The 17715-nt window shown below is 58.0% G+C and carries 16 protein-coding genes and 1 pseudogene; 8 read left to right on the top strand and 9 right to left on the bottom strand.

All coding sequences use genetic code 11. From position 1 onward, the window contains the following. The first annotated feature begins 94 nt into the window (after positions 1 to 94). The 3 genes from I9H09_RS10015 (at position 95) to I9H09_RS10005 (ending at position 3135) form a co-directional block, all read left to right on the top strand. Positions 95 to 718, top strand: a complete 624-nt coding sequence (locus I9H09_RS10015; protein WP_005890378.1) for a TetR/AcrR family transcriptional regulator — start codon at positions 95 to 97, stop codon at positions 716 to 718. 135 nt (positions 719 to 853) lie between these two features. After that, entirely contained in the window at positions 854 to 2482 is a 1629-nt protein-coding gene (locus tag I9H09_RS10010) for a methyl-accepting chemotaxis protein (RefSeq protein ID WP_054989316.1), read from the top strand. 224 nt (positions 2483 to 2706) lie between these two features. Continuing rightward, the gene (locus tag I9H09_RS10005) at positions 2707 to 3135 is read left to right on the top strand and encodes a nuclear transport factor 2 family protein (RefSeq protein WP_032618687.1); all 429 of its coding nucleotides are present in this window, start codon (positions 2707 to 2709) and stop codon (positions 3133 to 3135) included. Between the two features lie 28 nt (positions 3136 to 3163). On the opposite strand, the gene I9H09_RS10000 is transcribed toward I9H09_RS10005, so the two are convergent. The 3 genes from I9H09_RS10000 to I9H09_RS09990 form a co-directional block, all read right to left on the bottom strand. Continuing rightward, positions 3164 to 4045: a CAP domain-containing protein gene (locus I9H09_RS10000; protein WP_122347059.1), complete on the bottom strand. Its 882-nt coding sequence runs from the start codon at positions 4043 to 4045 to the stop codon at positions 3164 to 3166. Between the two features lie 142 nt (positions 4046 to 4187). Next, positions 4188 to 5828, bottom strand: a complete 1641-nt coding sequence (locus tag I9H09_RS09995) for a methyl-accepting chemotaxis protein (RefSeq protein ID WP_024671072.1) — start codon at positions 5826 to 5828, stop codon at positions 4188 to 4190. A 192-nt stretch (positions 5829 to 6020) separates the two neighbouring features. Further along, positions 6021 to 6731: a GNAT family N-acetyltransferase gene (locus I9H09_RS09990; protein WP_122347058.1), complete on the bottom strand. Its 711-nt coding sequence runs from the start codon at positions 6729 to 6731 to the stop codon at positions 6021 to 6023. A gap of 542 nt (positions 6732 to 7273) precedes the next feature. Here I9H09_RS09990 and katB point away from each other — a divergent pair. Together katB and I9H09_RS09980 are read left to right on the top strand one after the other, a co-directional pair. Then, the gene (gene katB, locus I9H09_RS09985; protein ID WP_042932283.1) at positions 7274 to 8806 is read left to right on the top strand and encodes a catalase KatB; all 1533 of its coding nucleotides are present in this window, start codon (positions 7274 to 7276) and stop codon (positions 8804 to 8806) included. A 61-nt stretch (positions 8807 to 8867) separates the two neighbouring features. Next, positions 8868 to 9422 carry an ankyrin repeat domain-containing protein gene (locus I9H09_RS09980; protein WP_005890369.1) on the top strand — a complete coding sequence of 185 codons (555 nt, stop codon included), beginning with the start codon at positions 8868 to 8870 and terminating at the stop codon, positions 9420 to 9422. Between the two features lie 51 nt (positions 9423 to 9473). Here I9H09_RS09980 and I9H09_RS09975 read toward each other — a convergent pair whose 3' ends face one another. The 3 genes and pseudogenes from I9H09_RS09975 to I9H09_RS09965 form a co-directional block, all read right to left on the bottom strand. Then, entirely contained in the window at positions 9474 to 9698 is a 225-nt protein-coding gene (locus I9H09_RS09975; RefSeq protein WP_024689586.1) for a DUF6434 domain-containing protein, read from the bottom strand. 59 nt (positions 9699 to 9757) lie between these two features. Beyond that, a pseudogene (locus I9H09_RS09970) lies at positions 9758 to 10094 on the bottom strand (PAAR domain-containing protein); the annotation flags it as partial. Positions 10095 to 10235: 141 nt separating this feature from the next. Further along, positions 10236 to 11120 (bottom strand): LysR family transcriptional regulator, encoded by an 885-nt coding sequence (locus tag I9H09_RS09965; protein ID WP_024671077.1) that lies wholly within the window; start codon positions 11118 to 11120, stop codon positions 10236 to 10238. A gap of 98 nt (positions 11121 to 11218) precedes the next feature. On the opposite strand from I9H09_RS09965, the gene I9H09_RS09960 reads away from it, so the two are divergent. Then, entirely contained in the window at positions 11219 to 11701 is a 483-nt protein-coding gene (locus I9H09_RS09960) for a multidrug/biocide efflux PACE transporter (protein ID WP_122325053.1), read from the top strand. A gap of 99 nt (positions 11702 to 11800) precedes the next feature. Beyond that, positions 11801 to 12634, top strand: coding sequence for a PhzF family phenazine biosynthesis protein (locus tag I9H09_RS09955; protein ID WP_122325052.1), 834 nt, complete (start codon positions 11801 to 11803; stop codon positions 12632 to 12634). A 6-nt stretch (positions 12635 to 12640) separates the two neighbouring features. On the opposite strand, the gene I9H09_RS09950 is transcribed toward I9H09_RS09955, so the two are convergent. Then, entirely contained in the window at positions 12641 to 13792 is a 1152-nt protein-coding gene (locus I9H09_RS09950; protein WP_024689589.1) for an MFS transporter, read from the bottom strand. Between the two features lie 276 nt (positions 13793 to 14068). On the opposite strand from I9H09_RS09950, the gene rarD reads away from it, so the two are divergent. Further along, positions 14069 to 14953, top strand: coding sequence for an EamA family transporter RarD (gene rarD, locus I9H09_RS09945; RefSeq protein WP_122347057.1), 885 nt, complete (start codon positions 14069 to 14071; stop codon positions 14951 to 14953). Between the two features lie 3 nt (positions 14954 to 14956). On the opposite strand, the gene zapE is transcribed toward rarD, so the two are convergent. Further along, positions 14957 to 16072, bottom strand: a complete 1116-nt coding sequence (gene zapE / locus I9H09_RS09940) for a cell division protein ZapE (protein WP_024671081.1) — start codon at positions 16070 to 16072, stop codon at positions 14957 to 14959. 66 nt (positions 16073 to 16138) lie between these two features. Next, positions 16139 to 17584 (bottom strand): SulP family inorganic anion transporter, encoded by a 1446-nt coding sequence (locus I9H09_RS09935; RefSeq protein WP_122347516.1) that lies wholly within the window; start codon positions 17582 to 17584, stop codon positions 16139 to 16141. Between the last annotated feature and the right edge of the window lie 131 nt (positions 17585 to 17715).

The raw sequence follows: 17715 nt of genomic DNA, 5'->3' as shown, positions 1-17715 counted from the left end.
GATTCGGCTTAAATCGTACCGAACGGTTCAGTTCCAGTCTAGAGAATTTTGCGCTAACTGTACCGAGCGGTTCACCAAGGGATTAAGGATATAAATGAAGGTGCGTACTGAAGCTCGCCGCGAAGCCATCATTGATGCCGCAGCAAGCGTTTTCCTCGAAATGGGCTACGAACGTGCTTCGATGAACGAAGTGACCAAGCGCATGGGTGGCTCCAAAGCCACTATCTACAGTTATTTCCATTCCAAGGAAGAACTGTTCATCGCCGTCGTCAACAGACTGGCAACGGCGCATCTGGCCGAGGCTGTTTCGGAACTGAGCAATACCAACGAGATGGGCACCGACATAGAACTACGCCCCATGCTGACTCGCTTCGGTGAGCGCATGTTGATGATGTTGATCAATGATGACAGCGCCTTGGCGGTGTACCGAATGGTGGTGGCCGAGTCCGGACAGTCCGACATCGGCATGATGTTTTATGAATCGGGCCCTCGAGAGTGCCTGCAGACAATAGCATCGACAATGCGCATAGCCATGCAGCGCGGGCAGTTGCGATCGACTGATCCGGACATCGCGGCGCTGCAACTCACTGCACTGCTGACTGCAGAAACAGAAATTCGCCTTTACCAGCAGGCGCCCATGCCGTTGAGCATCGAGCAGATTCGCGGCATGGTCGAGCGGGCAGTCGATACGTTTCTTCTGGGCATGGAAAAGCGCTGACCTGGGGGCTGAAGCTGGCAGGTCCTGACCTGCCGTTTCAGCGCTCAAAAGCTTTGAAATATTTGCTTACTATTTTGTTACAAAGTTAAACCGCGTGCGGGCGATAGCCTTTTTGCCCACTCCGGAGAAACACTCATGATGTTGCGAAAGCTTAACCTCGCTCCCCGTTCTGCACTGTGTTTCGGCATCTTCTGCCTGATGATCGTTGCCTTGGGCCTGCTGGCTCTGCGTCAGGCCGCGGAACTCAACGCCGCCGAAAAATTCATCGAAACCAACGTACTGCCCAGCGTCAAATTACTTGGTTCTCTGGATCGCGAGTTTGTAGGCATCAGGGGCAACAATGCCCGCGTCCGTAACCCGATCGAACCGCAAGAACGAAAGACCAAGGCGCTGGGTGATATTCAACAATCACGCTCGCTGATTGCTGGTTATGCCGATGCCCTCAACAAGTTGATCGTCACCCCACAAGGGCGCCAGGCATTTGATGAGCTCACCAAGGCCAATACCGATTATCAAGCGGCCCAGGATCGCTACCTGGCGTCAGTCGCTGCGGGAAATCTCGAAGCGGCCGTTGCGACCTCCAATGGCGAAATGAAAAGCGCGGCCGATCAGGTCGAAGCCACCCTCAAGAAGCTCACCGGCATCAACGATAGCAAGGCCCAGAAGGCCGGCGCCACGGCAGACACTGCTTATCAGCAAACCTTGTGGATGGTGGGCATTTTCATCGCCGCAGGTGTTCTGACCACGCTGCTCCTGGCCTGGATGTACACCCGCAGCCTGACCGGCCCCATTGGCGAGTCGCTGAACATTGCGCAACGCATCGCCGACAACGACCTGACCAAGGACATCCCGCTGGAGGGCACCGACGAAGCTGCCAGACTGATCGCGGCACTGGCCGCCATGCAGACCAACCTGCGCAGTGCCTTGACCCTGATTGGCGACTCTTCCACCCAGCTCGCGGCCACCTCCGAAGAGATGCACGCGGTAACCGAAGACGCTTCGCGCACTATTCAGCGTCAGAGCAATGAAATTGAAATGGCCGCCACTGCCGTCAACCAGATGAGCGCTGCGGTCGAAGAGGTTGCCAGCAACGCAGCCTCGGCATCGGAAGTTACCTCGCAGTCCAGTACAGCGGCCATCGCCGGACGCGCGCAAGTCGATGAAACCGTCACTGCCATCAACCTTATGGTGTCCAAGGTGCAACTCACCTCCACCGAAGTGCAAGGCCTGGCAGCCATGGCAACCGACATCAGTAAAGTGCTGGACGTAATCCGCGCCATCGCGGAACAGACCAACCTGCTGGCCCTCAACGCAGCCATCGAGGCCGCCCGCGCCGGTGAGGCCGGACGAGGCTTTGCTGTGGTCGCGGACGAGGTTCGGGCGCTGGCCCACCGTACTCAGCAGTCGACCCGTGAAATAGAACAGATGGTCAGTTCGATTCAGACCGGTACCGGCAATGCGGTGACGGCAATGGAACAGACCAGCGTTCAGGCGCAAAAGACACTCGAAATGGCCAACGGCGCCGGCAAGGCGTTGCTCGAAATCACCGAGTCCATCAGCCAGATCAATGAGCGCAACCTGATGATCGCCACCGCAGCCGAAGAACAGGCCCAGGTAGCGCGCGAGGTTGACCGAAGCCTGGTCAGCATCCGCGATCTGTCCAGTCAGACTTCTGAAGGCTCCAACCAGACTGCAATTGCCACGGCAGAACTGTCGAGCCTGGCCTCAGGCCTGAATCGACTGACCAAGCAGTTCCGGGTCTGAGTGACAAGGTAACCGGAACCTGACATTGCGCAGCACCCCCCAAGCGCCCTGACAGCCATGTCAGGGCGCTTTGTGGTTGTTATCGAGACTGCGCTTCTGCAGGCCTGAAGAATTCGCAATCGCACTTGTCGAGACGCTCGCGCTGATCTAAGTTGCACGGCGACAGATGAATTGATCGCCTGTCCCGGTTCCCCCAACCCGACAATGACAAAAAAGGTATACCCATGAAGAAGCTGACATTGCTTATAGGTTTTCTGTGCCTGTTTAGCGGATATGTCACCGCCGCGACCTCCGACGAAGCTGACGTGGCCAATGCCGTAGACAAACTGACGCAAGCCATGTGGCACAAGGACATTGCGCAACTGAACGCACTGACTGCCGACAACCTCACCTACGGGCACTCCAGCGGAGCTATTCAGGACAAGCAAGCGTTCATCGCGGACATCGAAACCGGCAGAAGCGGCTTCAACGAACTGAAGATGCTCAATCAGAAAATAACGCTCTCCGGCGACGTGGCTCTGGTGCGCAATCACTTCTCGGCGCAGGCGGTAAACAGCGGCAAGGTCGTGCCGACCGAGATAGAAAACTTCCAGATCTGGCAGAAACAAAACGGCCAGTGGCTGCTGATCGGTCGCCAGGCGTTTCGTTTCTAGGCTGGCGACCACTGCAAACCGGAAAACCTCACTGCTGCGTGCCGAACATCGCCGTCCAGTAGATGCCTGCATTACTCTTGGGGTCCATCGCGTAGGCAGCACCCAACTCGCGATAAGCGGGGCTCATCAGATTGGCGCAATGACCGGGGCTGGCCAGCCAGCCGTCCACCACCTTGCAAGCAGTATCCTGACCCGCGGCAATGTTCTCGCCGACCTGCTGGCCCACATACCCGGCCAGCTCGGCGCGATCTCCGGGCGTGCGACCGTCGTGATCCTTATGATCAAAAAAGTTCTGATTGGCCATTGCCTGTGAATGCGCCTGAGCGGCGGTACCCAGCATCAGGTTCCAGGACAACGGCGTGGTCGCGGCAAAGGACTGCGGACCGCACTGACGTGGTTGGGTGCGGGCGACATTGACCATCTCGAGGATTTTCTGCCCCTCTGCCTGCCAATCACCGAGACGCGACGCAACCAGCGAACGGGCCAGCACGATGCGCCAGTCCCGGCCCTCACGACTGACGCCGATGTCGACGAACTGCGGGTCCAGCACCACACGACAGAAACTCTCTTGCACGGCCTTGAGCGCCGAAGCCGCATCACGCGGTCCGGACAGGCTGATCGCTTGCACGGTGACCATCGGGTAGGCGGCACGAGTCAGCGCCTGCTGCAGGTCGAGATTGCCGTTGGCAGGCAATACCAGACGCGGATCACTGGCAAGCGGCGGCAGTTCCATGGACACCTGCTCGCCACAACGTTGCGTCTGACCCCGATAGGCGTTCAGGGATTCGACCAGTTGTGTCTCGTCGCTGGCCAACGCATGACTGGCAAAGATTCCAAGGGACAGCGCGCCAAGAAGTGACAGCGAAACTCTCAGGAGCGACAGGCGCAGGGCGTAAACAATGACAGGCATGAAAATGTCTCTCTCGGGCTGAGTACGCCTATGATGCGCGATACCACCCGGTCGGGCGCAACGCCTTTTTCATACCTGACCGGAATTTCATGGCCGGAAGGCTGAAGACGTGCGCCAGACAAATGCCTGTTGGAAGAGGCTATTAAAGCTTGAAGTTGGCAACCAGCAAGTTGAACGAGGTAGCAAGACGCGACAGTTCCTGACTCGAAGCGCTGGTCTGGTTCGCACCAGCAGCGCTCTGCGTCGAAAGGTCCTGAATGTTGATCAGGTTACGGTCAACCTCGCGAGCCACTTGGGCCTGCTCCTCGGAAGCGGAGGCAATGACCATGTTACGTTCGTTGATGGTCGCTACACCCATAGTGATTTTTTCCAGCGCCGAACCGGCCCGCAGCGCCAGTTCCTGAGTATTGGTCGCCAGCGTCAGGCTTTTACCCATTGCAGCAACGGCACCATCGGCACCTGACTGCACTGTGCTGATCATCCCTTCGATTTCCACTGTCGATGCCTGAGTACGGTGCGCCAAAGCACGGACCTCATCGGCCACTACCGCAAAGCCGCGACCCTGTTCACCTGCACGCGCTGCTTCGATGGCGGCGTTGAGCGCCAGCAGATTGGTCTGCTCGGCAATGCTGCGAATCACGTCGAGCACTTTACTGATTTCCCGGACATGCCCGGCCAGTTCAGAAACGGCACCCGTGGATGCGGTAATTTCATGGACCATGGTGGTGATGCCTTTGACAGTGTGATCGACCTGACCCCGACCATCGATTGCGTCATCCGTCGCGGTCTTCGACGCTTCGGATGTCGACACCGCATTGCGCGCCACTTCCTCTACTGCAGCGGTCATCTCGTTGACCGCAGTCGCCGCCTGCTGAATTTCATCGTTTTGGCGAGTCAGCCCGCGAGTACTCTCGTCAGTGACCGCGCTCAGCTCCTCGGCTGCCGAAGCGAGCTGGTCGGCGGCGCTGGCGATCTGCTGAATCGTGTGTTTCAGACCGGTCTGCATCCCCGACAGCGCATCGAGCAACTGACCAGCCTCATCACCGCTGGTGGAAACGATAGGCTGAGTCAGGTCACCGCCGGCAATGCGCTGGGCGCTTGTTACTGCCACGGCCAGTGGTCGGGTGATCATGCGAGTGATGAATACACCCAGCATGATCGCTACCAGAAAGGCAATCACCACGCCCACCTCAAGCATCAGCACCGATCTGGACTTGAGCTCGGACGCCGCCACCGCCCCTTCCTTGATCTGGCGATTGTTGGACTCGATCATTGTCCGCAAGTAACCACGCGCCTTGGCAAATCCGTCTGCGGATAATGTGTTCAAACGAGTGCGGGCGCTATCGAGATTGCCAGCCTTCATCAATTCGACCACTTGCTGAGAGCCCGCTATATAAGCAGGCAGCATTTGCTCCAACTGGTCGCCAGCGACGCGCTCGTCATCTTCCAGAGGAGTGGCCCGGTAGGTTGCGAAAACTTTCTGCGCACGAGCAAGGTCATCGCCCAGCGCCTGACGAACACGCTCCATGTCAGCCTCGGGCACACCGCCATCCTGCGCATCCAGCAACCGGTAAAGGCCACGGTTATGCGCTGTCAGGCTGGTAAGCGTTTCATTGGTATTGCCGACAGAGACCAGGTTGTTGGAAAAAGTAAGCTCAAGCGCATTGCCCAGACGGGTAACACCTGCCATGCCCAGACCGCCGACAGCCAGCGTGATCAGTGCGCAAACGATGAATGCCGAAATAAGCTTGGTCGAAAACTTTAACTGACGCAGGAAATTCATGAGACGTATCCGAGGGAGATGAAGCTGATGGGGCGCTGAGATAAATGATCAGGCAGCAGTGATATCATAATGACCTCACCTCAAATGAATGGTTCATATCCCCCGAGAGATTTACGTGAAAAAGTTTGACAAATGTAAAAATACGTAAATGCAATGAGAATGAAGTGCACTACGTTTCATGAATAATGCACGTTAATGCAGTTTGAAAGCCCCAAACGTATTACTGCCAGGCCGTTGTTCGACAAACTCCCTGGCTTGGCGGGTCTTCTCGTCAAGGTGGAGATCGCGCTGCTTCTCGGCATCGACCATTGCCTGGCTACCATGCTGTTTGAGTAGATAGGCATGAATCTGCCGTACTTCTACCGAGCTGTAGATCGGGGCAATGTCCATCACCGCCAGCAAGCCATCAGTGCCGTGTTCGCGGGTGTTCATGATGACCTGGGGGCCCCGCGCGCCCAATACCTGAAAGCCCAGTGATTCAAAGCAAGGCACCTTGTCAACTGCGCAGTACAGTTCGGCATGCGGGTATCGATCGATCATTTTCTCCAGCATTGAACGACCAATGCCTTGCTGACGATGGCTTTCGAGAACCGCCATGTAGGCCACCGCGCAGGCTTGTGGGTCGCCGTTGACCGGCAGATACAACAAAAAACCCAATACGATTTCCGGGTCGTCATCGTCCAGCGCAACAATCAGTTCGACGGCCAAATGTTGTGAACCGTCCATGGCATTGAGGTAAAGATGTACCTCGTAGCCCACGCCATACTGATAAAGGTTGTACAGCGGGTTGCTCGGGTCGATGGCAACCAGGCTGATGTCGGTGACGTAATCAACGACCATTTGCTGAATCTGGCTGCGGATGAATTCGGGGGGCGGGGTCTGGAGCAGCATGACGGTTGGCATAAAGCGGCGGATTCCGGAATGTGTGGGTTGTCTGCACGAGCTGTAGAGGCATGATAACGCTTCCGGGCACGCAACACCGAATCGTCAGAGGCTGATAAATATAAACGTTAGTTGATACTCATTCGCGATATTAACTATCAAATAGCCACTACCGAATATTATTCCGTGACCCACTATTATATTACCGAACGTTAGCTCCCTATTAAATCAAGGTGCCTGATTTGCAAATAAAACACTCGGCACCCCTACTGCTTCCTTCATCAACCTGTCACTGACGCACGGTATGAGAACTTTATTATTTCAATCGAAATATAATAAAAAATACCTTAATTTCAATTACTTATAAAACTATCACCCTCCAGAAAAAGGCTTTTTGCCAGTATTATTTATCGACTGCTATTTCAGCCACGCACAAAAACAAGACTAATATCCAACACTTTCGCTCGCATTTATTTTAATCAACCCGATGCATTTTTATAATCACCCTTTCACCTTCGCGCGCCTAAGCTTATCTCGCCTACTAAAAATATGAGGGATTCAAAATGCCGTTATTAAACTGGTCCAGACACGTGGTTCATTTGACTGCAGCCGGTCTTATCAGTATTCCGGCGGCTTATGCAGCCGACACGCTGACTCGCGACAATGGTGCCGAAGTCGGCGACAACCAGAACTCCCAGACCGCAGGCGCCCAAGGGCCGGTCCTGCTGCAAGACGTGCAACTGCTGCAAAAGCTGCAGCGCTTTGATCGCGAGCGTATTCCGGAGCGCGTCGTGCACGCCCGAGGTACAGGCGTCAAAGGTGAATTCACGGCATCGGCCGACATCAGCGACCTGAGCAAGGCGACTGTTTTTAAATCCGGTGAAAAAACCCCGGTTTTTGTCCGCTTCTCCTCCGTGGTTCACGGTAACCACTCACCAGAAACACTGCGCGACCCTCACGGCTTTGCGACCAAGTTCTACACAGCCGATGGCAACTGGGACCTGGTGGGCAACAACTTCCCTACCTTCTTCATCCGTGACGCCATCAAGTTCCCGGACATGGTGCACGCGTTCAAACCTGACCCGCGTACCAATCTGGACAACGACTCGCGTCGCTTCGACTTCTTCTCCCACGTACCGGAAGCGACCCGCACGCTGACCCTGCTGTACTCCAACGAAGGTACGCCAGCAGGCTATCGCTTCATGGACGGCAACGGCGTTCATGCCTACAAGCTGGTCAATGCCAAAGGCGAAGTGCACTACGTCAAGTTCCACTGGAAGAGCCTGCAGGGTCTCAAGAACCTTGACCCGAAAGAAGTTGCTCAGGTCCAGTCCAAGGACTACAGCCACCTGACCAACGATCTGGTGGGCGCCATCAAGAAAGGCGACTTCCCGAAATGGGATCTGTACGTGCAGGTTCTGAAGCCGGAAGACCTGGCCAAGTTCGAATTCGACCCTCTGGACGCGACCAAGATCTGGCCTGATGTACCCGAGAAAAAGATCGGTCAGATGGTGCTGAACAAGAACGTAGACAACTTCTTCCAGGAAACCGAGCAGGTCGCAATGGCTCCGGCCAATCTGGTTCCAGGCATCGAGCCTTCCGAAGACCGCCTGCTGCAGGGTCGTGTGTTTTCCTACGCCGACACGCAAATGTATCGTCTGGGCGCCAACGGCCTGAGCCTGCCAGTCAACCAGCCTAAAGTGGCGGTTAACAACGGCAACCAGGATGGCAAGATGAACAGTGGCCACACCACCAGCGGCGTGAACTACGAGCCAAGCCGGCTGGAGCCGCGTCCAGCGGATGAGAAGGCGCGTTACAGCGAACTTCCGCTGAGCGGCACCACCCAGCAGGCGAAGATCACGCGTGAGCAGAACTTCAAGCAGGCGGGTGACCTGTATCGCTCTTACAACGCTAAAGAGCAGACTGATCTGGTGCAGAGCTTCGGTGAGTCGCTGGCCGACACTGACACTGAAAGCAAAAACATCATGCTGTCGTTCCTCTACAAGGCAGATCCAACCTACGGCACTCGAGTTACCGAAGTGGCCAAAGGCGATCTGGCCAAGGTCAAGTCGCTGGCTGCCAACCTGAAAGACTGATGAGCTGAAATCCCGCTCCGGTGCCTGGTGCGCCGGGGCGGGCATGGCCAGGAGAACGCCCGTGAAAAATCTCATCTACGCCTTGCTGTTGTTTACGGCAGCTGCGAACGCGACACAACCGACACCCCCTGAGCAATTGACGGCGGAACAGACTGCAAGCCAATTGCGCAGCCTTTTTTTCGACGCCTCCCGCGAAGGCAACAACCCCATGCTCGACACATTCATCGAGGCCCATTACGACCTCAATGTTCGGGACGAGCAAGGCTATACCGGTCTCATCCTGGCGGCTTATCACGGCCATGAAGACTCGGTGACCAGGCTGATCGATGCAGGTGCAGACCCCTGCGCCAAGGACAATCGCGGCAATACCGCGCTGATGGGCGCAATTTTCAAAGGTGAACTGAGTATCGCCAAGCGTCTTGTTCAGGCCGACTGCGGTCCCGACCTGACCAACAATGCCGGGCAGACCGCCGCCATGTATGCAGCGCTGTTCAAACGCACCGAGGTACTCAAAGCCCTCACCGACAAGGGCGCCGACCTGAACATCCGTGACAGCATGGGCAACGACGTACAGGGTTTGTCGAAAGGTGAGTTCCAGGCGCTTCCTGCTCGCTGAGCTACAACCGGATACCTGGAAAGCACAGTGGCACAGCGCAAAAAAGCGACTTCAGGTTGCCTGTGACGCCGACGGCCGGGTCCGCAACCACTCGTCTGCCACCTGCCCCATGCTTTTGGGCGTATCGTCCTTGATCCAGCCCATGAAGGCTCGATCAAACCTGAAGGAAGCGCCGCACTGCCCGATCATGAAACGCCGCACGTTCTGCGTATTGCGGTAGTGATTGTCCACCGGGGTGTCACGCGTAATAAGGTCAGAGTGCCAGTCGAATGCCATATCCACCTGTCCGCAGTAAATGTCTGATCAGACGTCAGGGTAATAAAATGTCATTACATGGCGTTGCCTGCAAGATCCGGATCATTTATCACTTTCTCGAGCCGCTGTGGGTCCAGCGTACCGTCAGGGCGTAGAACCGCCGCCCACATCGTCGCTGCCGCTGATCAACATGCCGCCGTGGCTGCTCGGACTGCCGAGGTGGGCCATGGGCCGGCCATTGACCATGATGGATGGAAAACCCGCAACGATCACCGCCCCGCAGGCACACATATCGCCGACCCGCGCTGTAGTCAGTGAGTTGATCAGAACATCGCTTGAAGCCGTCACAATGGGCGTGATGCCGTGGCCCGGAATCGGGCAGGCATGCAAGTCGCCAAGTTTTGCAGAGGAAATCATGTAGGCATCCTTGGTTCATCACGCAGTTCCGGCCTTAAGCCGGGGGGTGACGACAGTAAAGGAGACACTTATAAGGGTCTGTCAGACCATTCCGAATTTTATCGATGAAACCAGACCAATATAGCCAGTCGTGTTCCCGCCTCACTCCCCCGCAAACGGTACCAATGAGTCTAGCAACCACGCCCCGGCCGGCCCCAGGCTGCGCTCGAATGACCAGATAATGTCGACCGCCGAACGTCGCGGCCAACCCGAGACCTTCAGTTCCTTCAGCAGCCCGCCCGAATAACGTGACACCAGCCAGCGCGGCAAAGCCGACCAGCCGAAACCGAAAGCGGCCATGTCCATCAGCAGCAGGTAATTGGGCGCTGACCAGTGACGGTGGCCGCTGGTGGGCAGATCGTCGGTAGGAATACTGTGCTCGACCAGCGTGTTGAGGCGCAATGCGCGATAGCGCGCCAGTTGCTGATAGTCGACCCGCTCAAGCGCGGCAAGCGGATGTCCATGCGACACGAACAAGCCGAAGTCAGCACTTTCATCGATGGTGGCATGACCGATTTCAGGTGGGTAGCTGGCTTGTGCCGAAAGCAGCCCAAGGGATGCCCTGCCCGACTGCACCAGACTGATCGCATCACCATGTTCGGCAAACACACACTCCATTTCCAGCTCTGGAAAGCGTTCGTCAAGCTCGGTCATCAGTCGCTCGAAATCGGCGAACTGGTTGGCATCGGACAGCACCAGCGTCAACCGAGGCTCGACGCCCGCAGCCAGTCGCGCAGCCGCACGTCGCAGCCGGTCCGAGGCGCACAGCAGGTCGTCGACACGACCAAGCATCACTCTCCCGGCATCGGTAAGCACCGGTTGCCGCGATGAGCGATCGAACAACTCCAGCCCCAGATCGATCTCCAGGCGGGCGATCGCTTCACTGATGGTCGATTGACTCTTGCCCAGACGCCTGGCGGCAGCGCTGAATGACCCCAGCGCCGCGATCTGGACAAAGGCTTCCAGCGCCTCAGGTGAATAGCTCATGACTGTCTCTTATCGGTTTTCCCGATGGCAATGATTTTCAGATTAACGCAAAGGCCGATGATAATGCTGCCGTGAACGAACACAAGGGAAGCCCGATCATGAGTCACAGCAAACATCACACAGGTCAGCAGCCCTCCGGCCCCAGTAAATCCATCCGTGAGCGTGCGCTGCATGCCACGTTGTTCGAGGTCGGTGGTGTGATTCTGGTCGCGCCGCTGCTGGCCTGGCTCATGGACCACTCGTTGGCAATGATGGGCATCATGACGGTGATGATCTCCACCATCGCCATGCTCTGGAACATGACCTACAACGCCCTGTTCGACCGCTTGCGCTGCACCCACGGATTCACCATGACCCTGACCACTCGCATCCTGCACGCAGCGGGCTTCGAAGCCGGGCTTATTCTGGCTGTCGTGCCGCTGGCCGCATGGTGGCTGTCGATCAGCCTGATGCAGGCATTCTGGCTGGATATCGGCCTGCTGCTGATGTTTCTGCCTTATACCCTGTTGTTCAACTGGGGCTACGACACACTGCGCGAGCGCCTGGTAGAGCGGCGGATGGCCAGATGTGAGGGGCTTTGACAGGAAGAGTTTGCGCACCCTGCCCGCCTTTCTCACTGGATTCCCCACACACCTGCGTAGCACACTGTTCACACCTGAGCACGGCAAGGACCCGAACCCATGACAAACGAAATACTCAGACTGGCCGCGTTCAGCGATGGCGATCAGGGTGGTAATCCGGCGGGTGTATGGCTTGGTGCCTCGCTGCCTGATGAGGCGCGCATGCAGCAGATCGCTGCTGAGGTCGGTTTTTCCGAAACCGTTTTTGCTGTCCCGCTCGAAAACGGCTGGCGGGTGCGCTATTTCTCGCCGTTGGCCGAAGTGCCGTTCTGCGGCCATGCCACCATTGCGCTAGGTGCAGCACTGGCGGCGCAGCAAGGCGACGGTGTGTTTAACCTGACGCTCAATCAGGCGCAGATTACAGTCGAAGGTCATGCTCGGGGTTCACTGACCTCGGCAGCATTGCAATCACCGGCGACATCCAGCAAACCGATCAGCGCGCAGCTGCTGGAAGAAGCGCTGATGCTGTTCGGCTATACGCATAGCGATCTGGATGAGCGCATCCCTCCCGCACATGTAAATGGCGGTGCCGGGCATCTACTCCTGGCACTGAACAGTCGGGCAGCGCTCAAGGCCATGCACTACGACCAACAGGCCGGCCGCGAGCTGATGGCGCGTGAAGGCTGGGCGACGATTCTGCTGGCTTGGGCGGAGACTGATCAGATGTTTCATACCCGCAACCCATTTGCATTCGGCGGCGTGTATGAAGACCCTGCCACTGGAGCGGCCACGGCTGCGCTGGGTGGTTATCTGCGCGATATAGGCTGGCCGCACGGCGGGCTGATCGACATCCTGCAAGGTGAAGACATGGGCAGCCCATCGCGTCTGCGCGCCGAGATCCCCGAGCAGATCGGCAGTTCGATCCGGGTCTCGGGTATGGCGCGCAGGCTGTAGCAGCGTTCAGGTGCGCAGCTTGCTGCCCCCGAAGGCCACGCCCAGGAGCATTACGGCAACGACCATGAACGCCAGTTCAAGGCTGCTGATGTGGGCGATAAAACCGATGGCGGCCGGACCGATCAGAATCCCGGCGTAGCCCACTGTTGTAATCGCCGGGATCGCCACGCTTTCAGGCATGGTCTTCTGCCGACCGGCGGCGCTGTAGCACACTGGTACGATGTTCGAGCAGCCGGCGCCAACCAGCGCATAGCCCAGCAACGCTGCCTGCCAGACCGGAATCAACGTAGCGACGGCCAGCCCCGCCGCTGCGCAAAGGCCGCCCAGAATGATCACCCGATTTGAACCCACCCGTTTCACGACCGCATCGCCAAACAGCCGCCCCAGCGTCATGGTTGCAGCGAACACGGCATAACCCAATCCGGCATAAGAGGCTTCGACGCCACGCAACGAGGTCAGGAACACCGCGCTCCAGTCGAGCATCGCACCTTCGGCCAGGAACACAGTGAAACACAGCAGCCCGATGAACAGCACCACACCCCGCGGGATCGCAAAGGCGGGTCCGTCAGACGAGCTGCCGTAGGGCAACAGATTCGGAGCTGCTTTCGCCAGCGCAAGTAGCGTCAGCAGCACGACTATCAACATCGCAGCGAACGGCGAGATCCCCAGACTGAGCAAGCCGGCGACACCAGCAGCGCCGACAATACCGCCAAGGCTGAACAGCCCATGAAACCCCGACATCATGGTCTTGCCGCTGTTGCGCTCGACGATCACCGCCTGAACGTTGGCGGTACAGTCGACCCCGCCCATGCTTGCGCCGAACAGAAACAGCGTCGCTATCAGCAGCGGCAGGCTGGATATCGTCGCCAGCAGTGGCAGGCACAGACAGATCAGTAGCGTCGAGCAGACCAGCAATCGTCGACAGCCGAACCGCGCTGCCAGTGCGCCCGCCAGCGGCATTGAAATGATCGAGCCCACACCAAGACACAACAACAAGAGCCCGAGCGTGCCCTCATCAAGGCCCATGCGTTGTTTGACGTAAGGCACCAGCGGCGCCCATGACGCCACACTGAACCCGGCAATGAAAAACGCGATACGCGTAGAAGACTGTTCCGCCCGAGCCTTGGCGTCCTGGGCTGCGGTGCTGAATGAGGTCATGCATGCTCCTTGTGATTACCGGACAGAATCGCGCCAGCCAGCGCGACAGCCTAGCAAAGCTGATCGATTAACCAAAACGTCTGATGCGCTTGAATGGGGCACGTTCCATCGCTGTGTCGACCTGGTCCGTAAAAATCCGCCTTATCGTGATAAAGACCGGCAAGCGTACAACCACCGCAGTTTGATGTGCAGCTTTTTGCACATCAGGCCAGTAGACTGGTCGACGCGCGCACCAGACAGGTGCAAAAGCTTGAATGAGCCGTTGCGGAGGACGTTGTGTACAAAGGTGTCGTGCTGTCGGTTCTGGCTTCCGTGCTGTTCGGGGTCATGTATTTCTATACGTCGTTAATGAAGCCTCTCGACGGCGAAGAGATTTTCGGCTGGCGCATGCTGCTCACCGTACCGTGCGCGACCCTGTTCATGCTGGTCAGCGGTGACTGGCGACGAGTCCGCGATGTGGCTGTCCGGCTCAGGCAGCAACCGTTGCTGTTCTTCGGGCTGCTGCTGTCTTCGCTGCTGCTCGGCGCACAACTGCTGATCTTCATGTGGGCGCCGCTACATGGGCGCAGTCTGGAGGTGTCGCTGGGTTATTTTCTGCTGCCGTTGAGCATGATTCTCACCGGCCGGGTGGTGTACGGCGAGCACCTCTCGTACCTGCAGAAGGTCGCTGCCGTGTTCGCAATGGTCGGGGTTACCCATGAATTGTGGCGGCTGGGCAGTTTTTCCTGGGAAACCCTGCTGGTTGCAGGCGGCTATCCGCTGTACTTCGTGCTGCGGCGCAAGCTCAAGATCGATCATCTGGGCGGCCTGTGGTTCGACATGCTGCTGATGCTGCCCATCGGTCTGTGGTTCATCAGCAATGGTCAACCACAAGCTATCCAGCAGACACCGTTGTTGTATCTGCTGATCCCGCTGCTAGGGGTAATCAGCGCCTCGGCACTGGTCAGCTATATTCTCGCCAGTCGCCTGCTGCCGTTCAGCCTGTTCGGGCTGCTCAGCTATGTCGAGCCGATCCTGCTGGTCGGGGTTGCCCTGCTGCTGGGCGAAAGCATCGGGCGCGATGAATGGCTGACTTACCTGCCGATCTGGCTGGCGGTCGTGGTTTTGATGATCGAAGGCGCCAAACACATGCTGGCCCAGCGTCGTCGGGATGCATCCTGACCGTCACGACTCGGTGAAGCGCTCCAGCTGCATTTCCTGCAACCGGCTCAGGGTGCGTCGGAACGCGAATGACAGATAACCCTGGGTGTACAGTTCGTCCATCGGCACCGGCGCTTCGACATACAGCGGAATGCGCCGGTCGTAGCACTCGTCCACCAGCGCGATGAAGCGTCGTACGCCATCGTCGTTAGGCGACAATTGTGGCAACTCACGATCCCCCGCCGTCACCTGCTCCACGCCATCCTCGGTGCCTCGCGCAATCTTCGCCTCGCGTTGTGCCGCGCCCAGTACCGGCACCTCACTGAGCAGAATCACTGAAAAGCGATCGCACAGCGCGATGAAATCCATCGCCGCCAGCGGTTGTTCGCAGAGGTCGCGATAGCGGCACCACACCGCCGTATCGGAGTGCTGAACCACGTTGATGCTGCGATAACCGAGCATGACCTGCGAGTCGTGCACCGGCTGGCCGGCGCTCAGGGTTTCGAATATCCCCTGCAAAGCACTCAGTCGACCCGCTTCGAAGACCCAATAACGCTGGTGCAACTGGCCGGGGTGCAGGCGATGGTCTTCGCCACCGTCCACTGCCACAACATTCATGTACTTCTGGATAGCCGCGACGGCGGGCAGGAAACGCTCACGGTTATGGCCGTGGCTGTAAAGCTGCTCCGGTGGCTGGTTGGAGGTACAGACCAGTACCACGCCCTGTTCGAACATCACCTGCAACAGCCCGCCAAGGATTACCGCGTCACCTATGTCGGTCACAAACAGCTCGTCGAAGCACATCACCCGCACGTCCCGCGCCAGCTCTTTGGCGACCACTGTCAGCGGCTGAGGCGTACCCATCAGTTCAAACATGCGCTTGTGCACCCAACGCATGAAGTGATGAAAATGCTGACGCCTTGCCGGTACACTCAGGCTCTCGAAAAAGCGGTCCATCAACCAGGTCTTGCCGCGCCCGACCGGCCCCCACAGGTACACACCCTGCGCTTTACCGCGAGACTCGGTCAGCGCCAGATAACACGCCTGCAACTGCTGCACAGCCCGCAACTGCGCCTGATCAGACTGAAAACCACGCTGGACCGCACGTTGGTAAGCATCCAGCGGAGAGACAGCATCCATCAGGCAAACACCTTTGGTTCAGAGGTTGATATTCAGCCTATACGAGACAAGGCCTGGCGATATCAATCAAGCGTGCTGTACACCTGCGCGCTTGAGCAATCGTTTGCAACGCTCGGACAGATGCACCACACGCAAGTGCTTGCCGGTCTTGGCGTAGCGTTCACGCAAGGTCTTGAGCGCCGCGATTGCCGAGTAATCGACAAAGCTCAGGTGACGACAGTCCAGCGTCACTTGCGCCGGGTCTTCAGCCGGGTTGAACTGGTCAAGGAAGGGTGTGGTGGAAGCAAAGAACAACGTGCCGTGCAGGTGGTAGACCTTGCTGCCGTCTGCCTCGACATGGCTGTCGGCATAAAGCTCGCGGGCCTGCTGCCAGGCGAAGTTGATCGCGGCGATGATGATCCCGAACACCACGGCGGTGGCCAGATCGGTCAGTACTGTGACCACCGTCACCGCGATAATTGCCAGCACGTCGTTGAGCGGCACCTTGCGCAGCACGCGCAGCGACGCCCAAGCGAAGGTTTGCTGAGCGACCACAAACATCACGCCCACAAGCGCCGCCAGCGGAATACGCTCGATCAGCGGCGACAGGAACAACACGAACATCAGGATCATCAAGCCCGCAACCACCCCGGAAACCCGCCCGCGCCCACCGGAACTGAGGTTGATGACGGTCTGACCGATCATCGCGCAGCCACCCATGCCGCCAAATGCTCCGGACACCATGTTGGCAGCGCCCAGCGCCACACACTCGCGGTCCGGGTAACCCCGGGTTTCGGTAATTTCGTCGGTAAGGTTCAGGGTCAGCAGGGTTTCCAGCAGGCCGACCAGCGCCATCAGGATGGCGTAAGGCGCAATGATGCGCAGGGTCTCCAGATTCCACGGGATGTCCGGCAAGGCAAATGCAGGCAAGCCACCAGCGATATGCGCCATGTCGCCCAAGGTACGGGTTGGCAGGCCAAGCAGGTACACCGCCAGCCCGACGCTGAGGATCGCCACCAGCGCCGGCGGCGCGACGCGGGTCACGCGTGGCAGCAGGTAGACGATTGCCATGGTCAGCACCACCAGCCCGAGCATTACGTACAGCGGCGTACCGCTGAGCCACGATTCACCGACCTTGAAGTGTTCCAGTTGCGCCATCGCGATGACGATGGCCAGACCGTTGACGAAACCCAGCATCACCGGATAAGGCACCAGCCTCACCAGTTTGCCCAGCCGCAACAGCCCGAACAGAATCATGATCAGGCCACCCAGCAGCACGGTAGCCAACAGATACTGCACGCCCTGCTGCACCACCAGCGCCACGATTACCACGGCCATCGAGCCTGCGGCACCTGACACCATTCCCGGTCTGCCGCCAAATAAAGCGGTCAGCGTACAAATGATGAACGCGCCATACAGCCCCATCAGTGGATTGAGATGGGCAACCAGCGCAAAGGCGATGCACTCGGGCACCAGAGCGAACGATGTGGTGAGCCCGGCCAGAACTTCGGCGCGCATACGGATAGTTTTCATGATTTACCTGAGCCGCGTTCCGTGGAGGAAGCGCAAAAAAGGGGGCATATTACGCAAACCTTTGACGACCGACCACCGCAGAGAGGCCCTCAGCCCCCCGCCTGATGATCGGCATACCCCCAAAACAACAA

It is taken from the genome of Pseudomonas tremae (assembly GCF_023278125.1).
Classification (GTDB): domain Bacteria; phylum Pseudomonadota; class Gammaproteobacteria; order Pseudomonadales; family Pseudomonadaceae; genus Aquipseudomonas; species Aquipseudomonas tremae.
The sequence above is the reverse complement of the archived record's forward strand: the minus strand, read 5'-3'. Positions and strand labels throughout refer to the sequence as shown.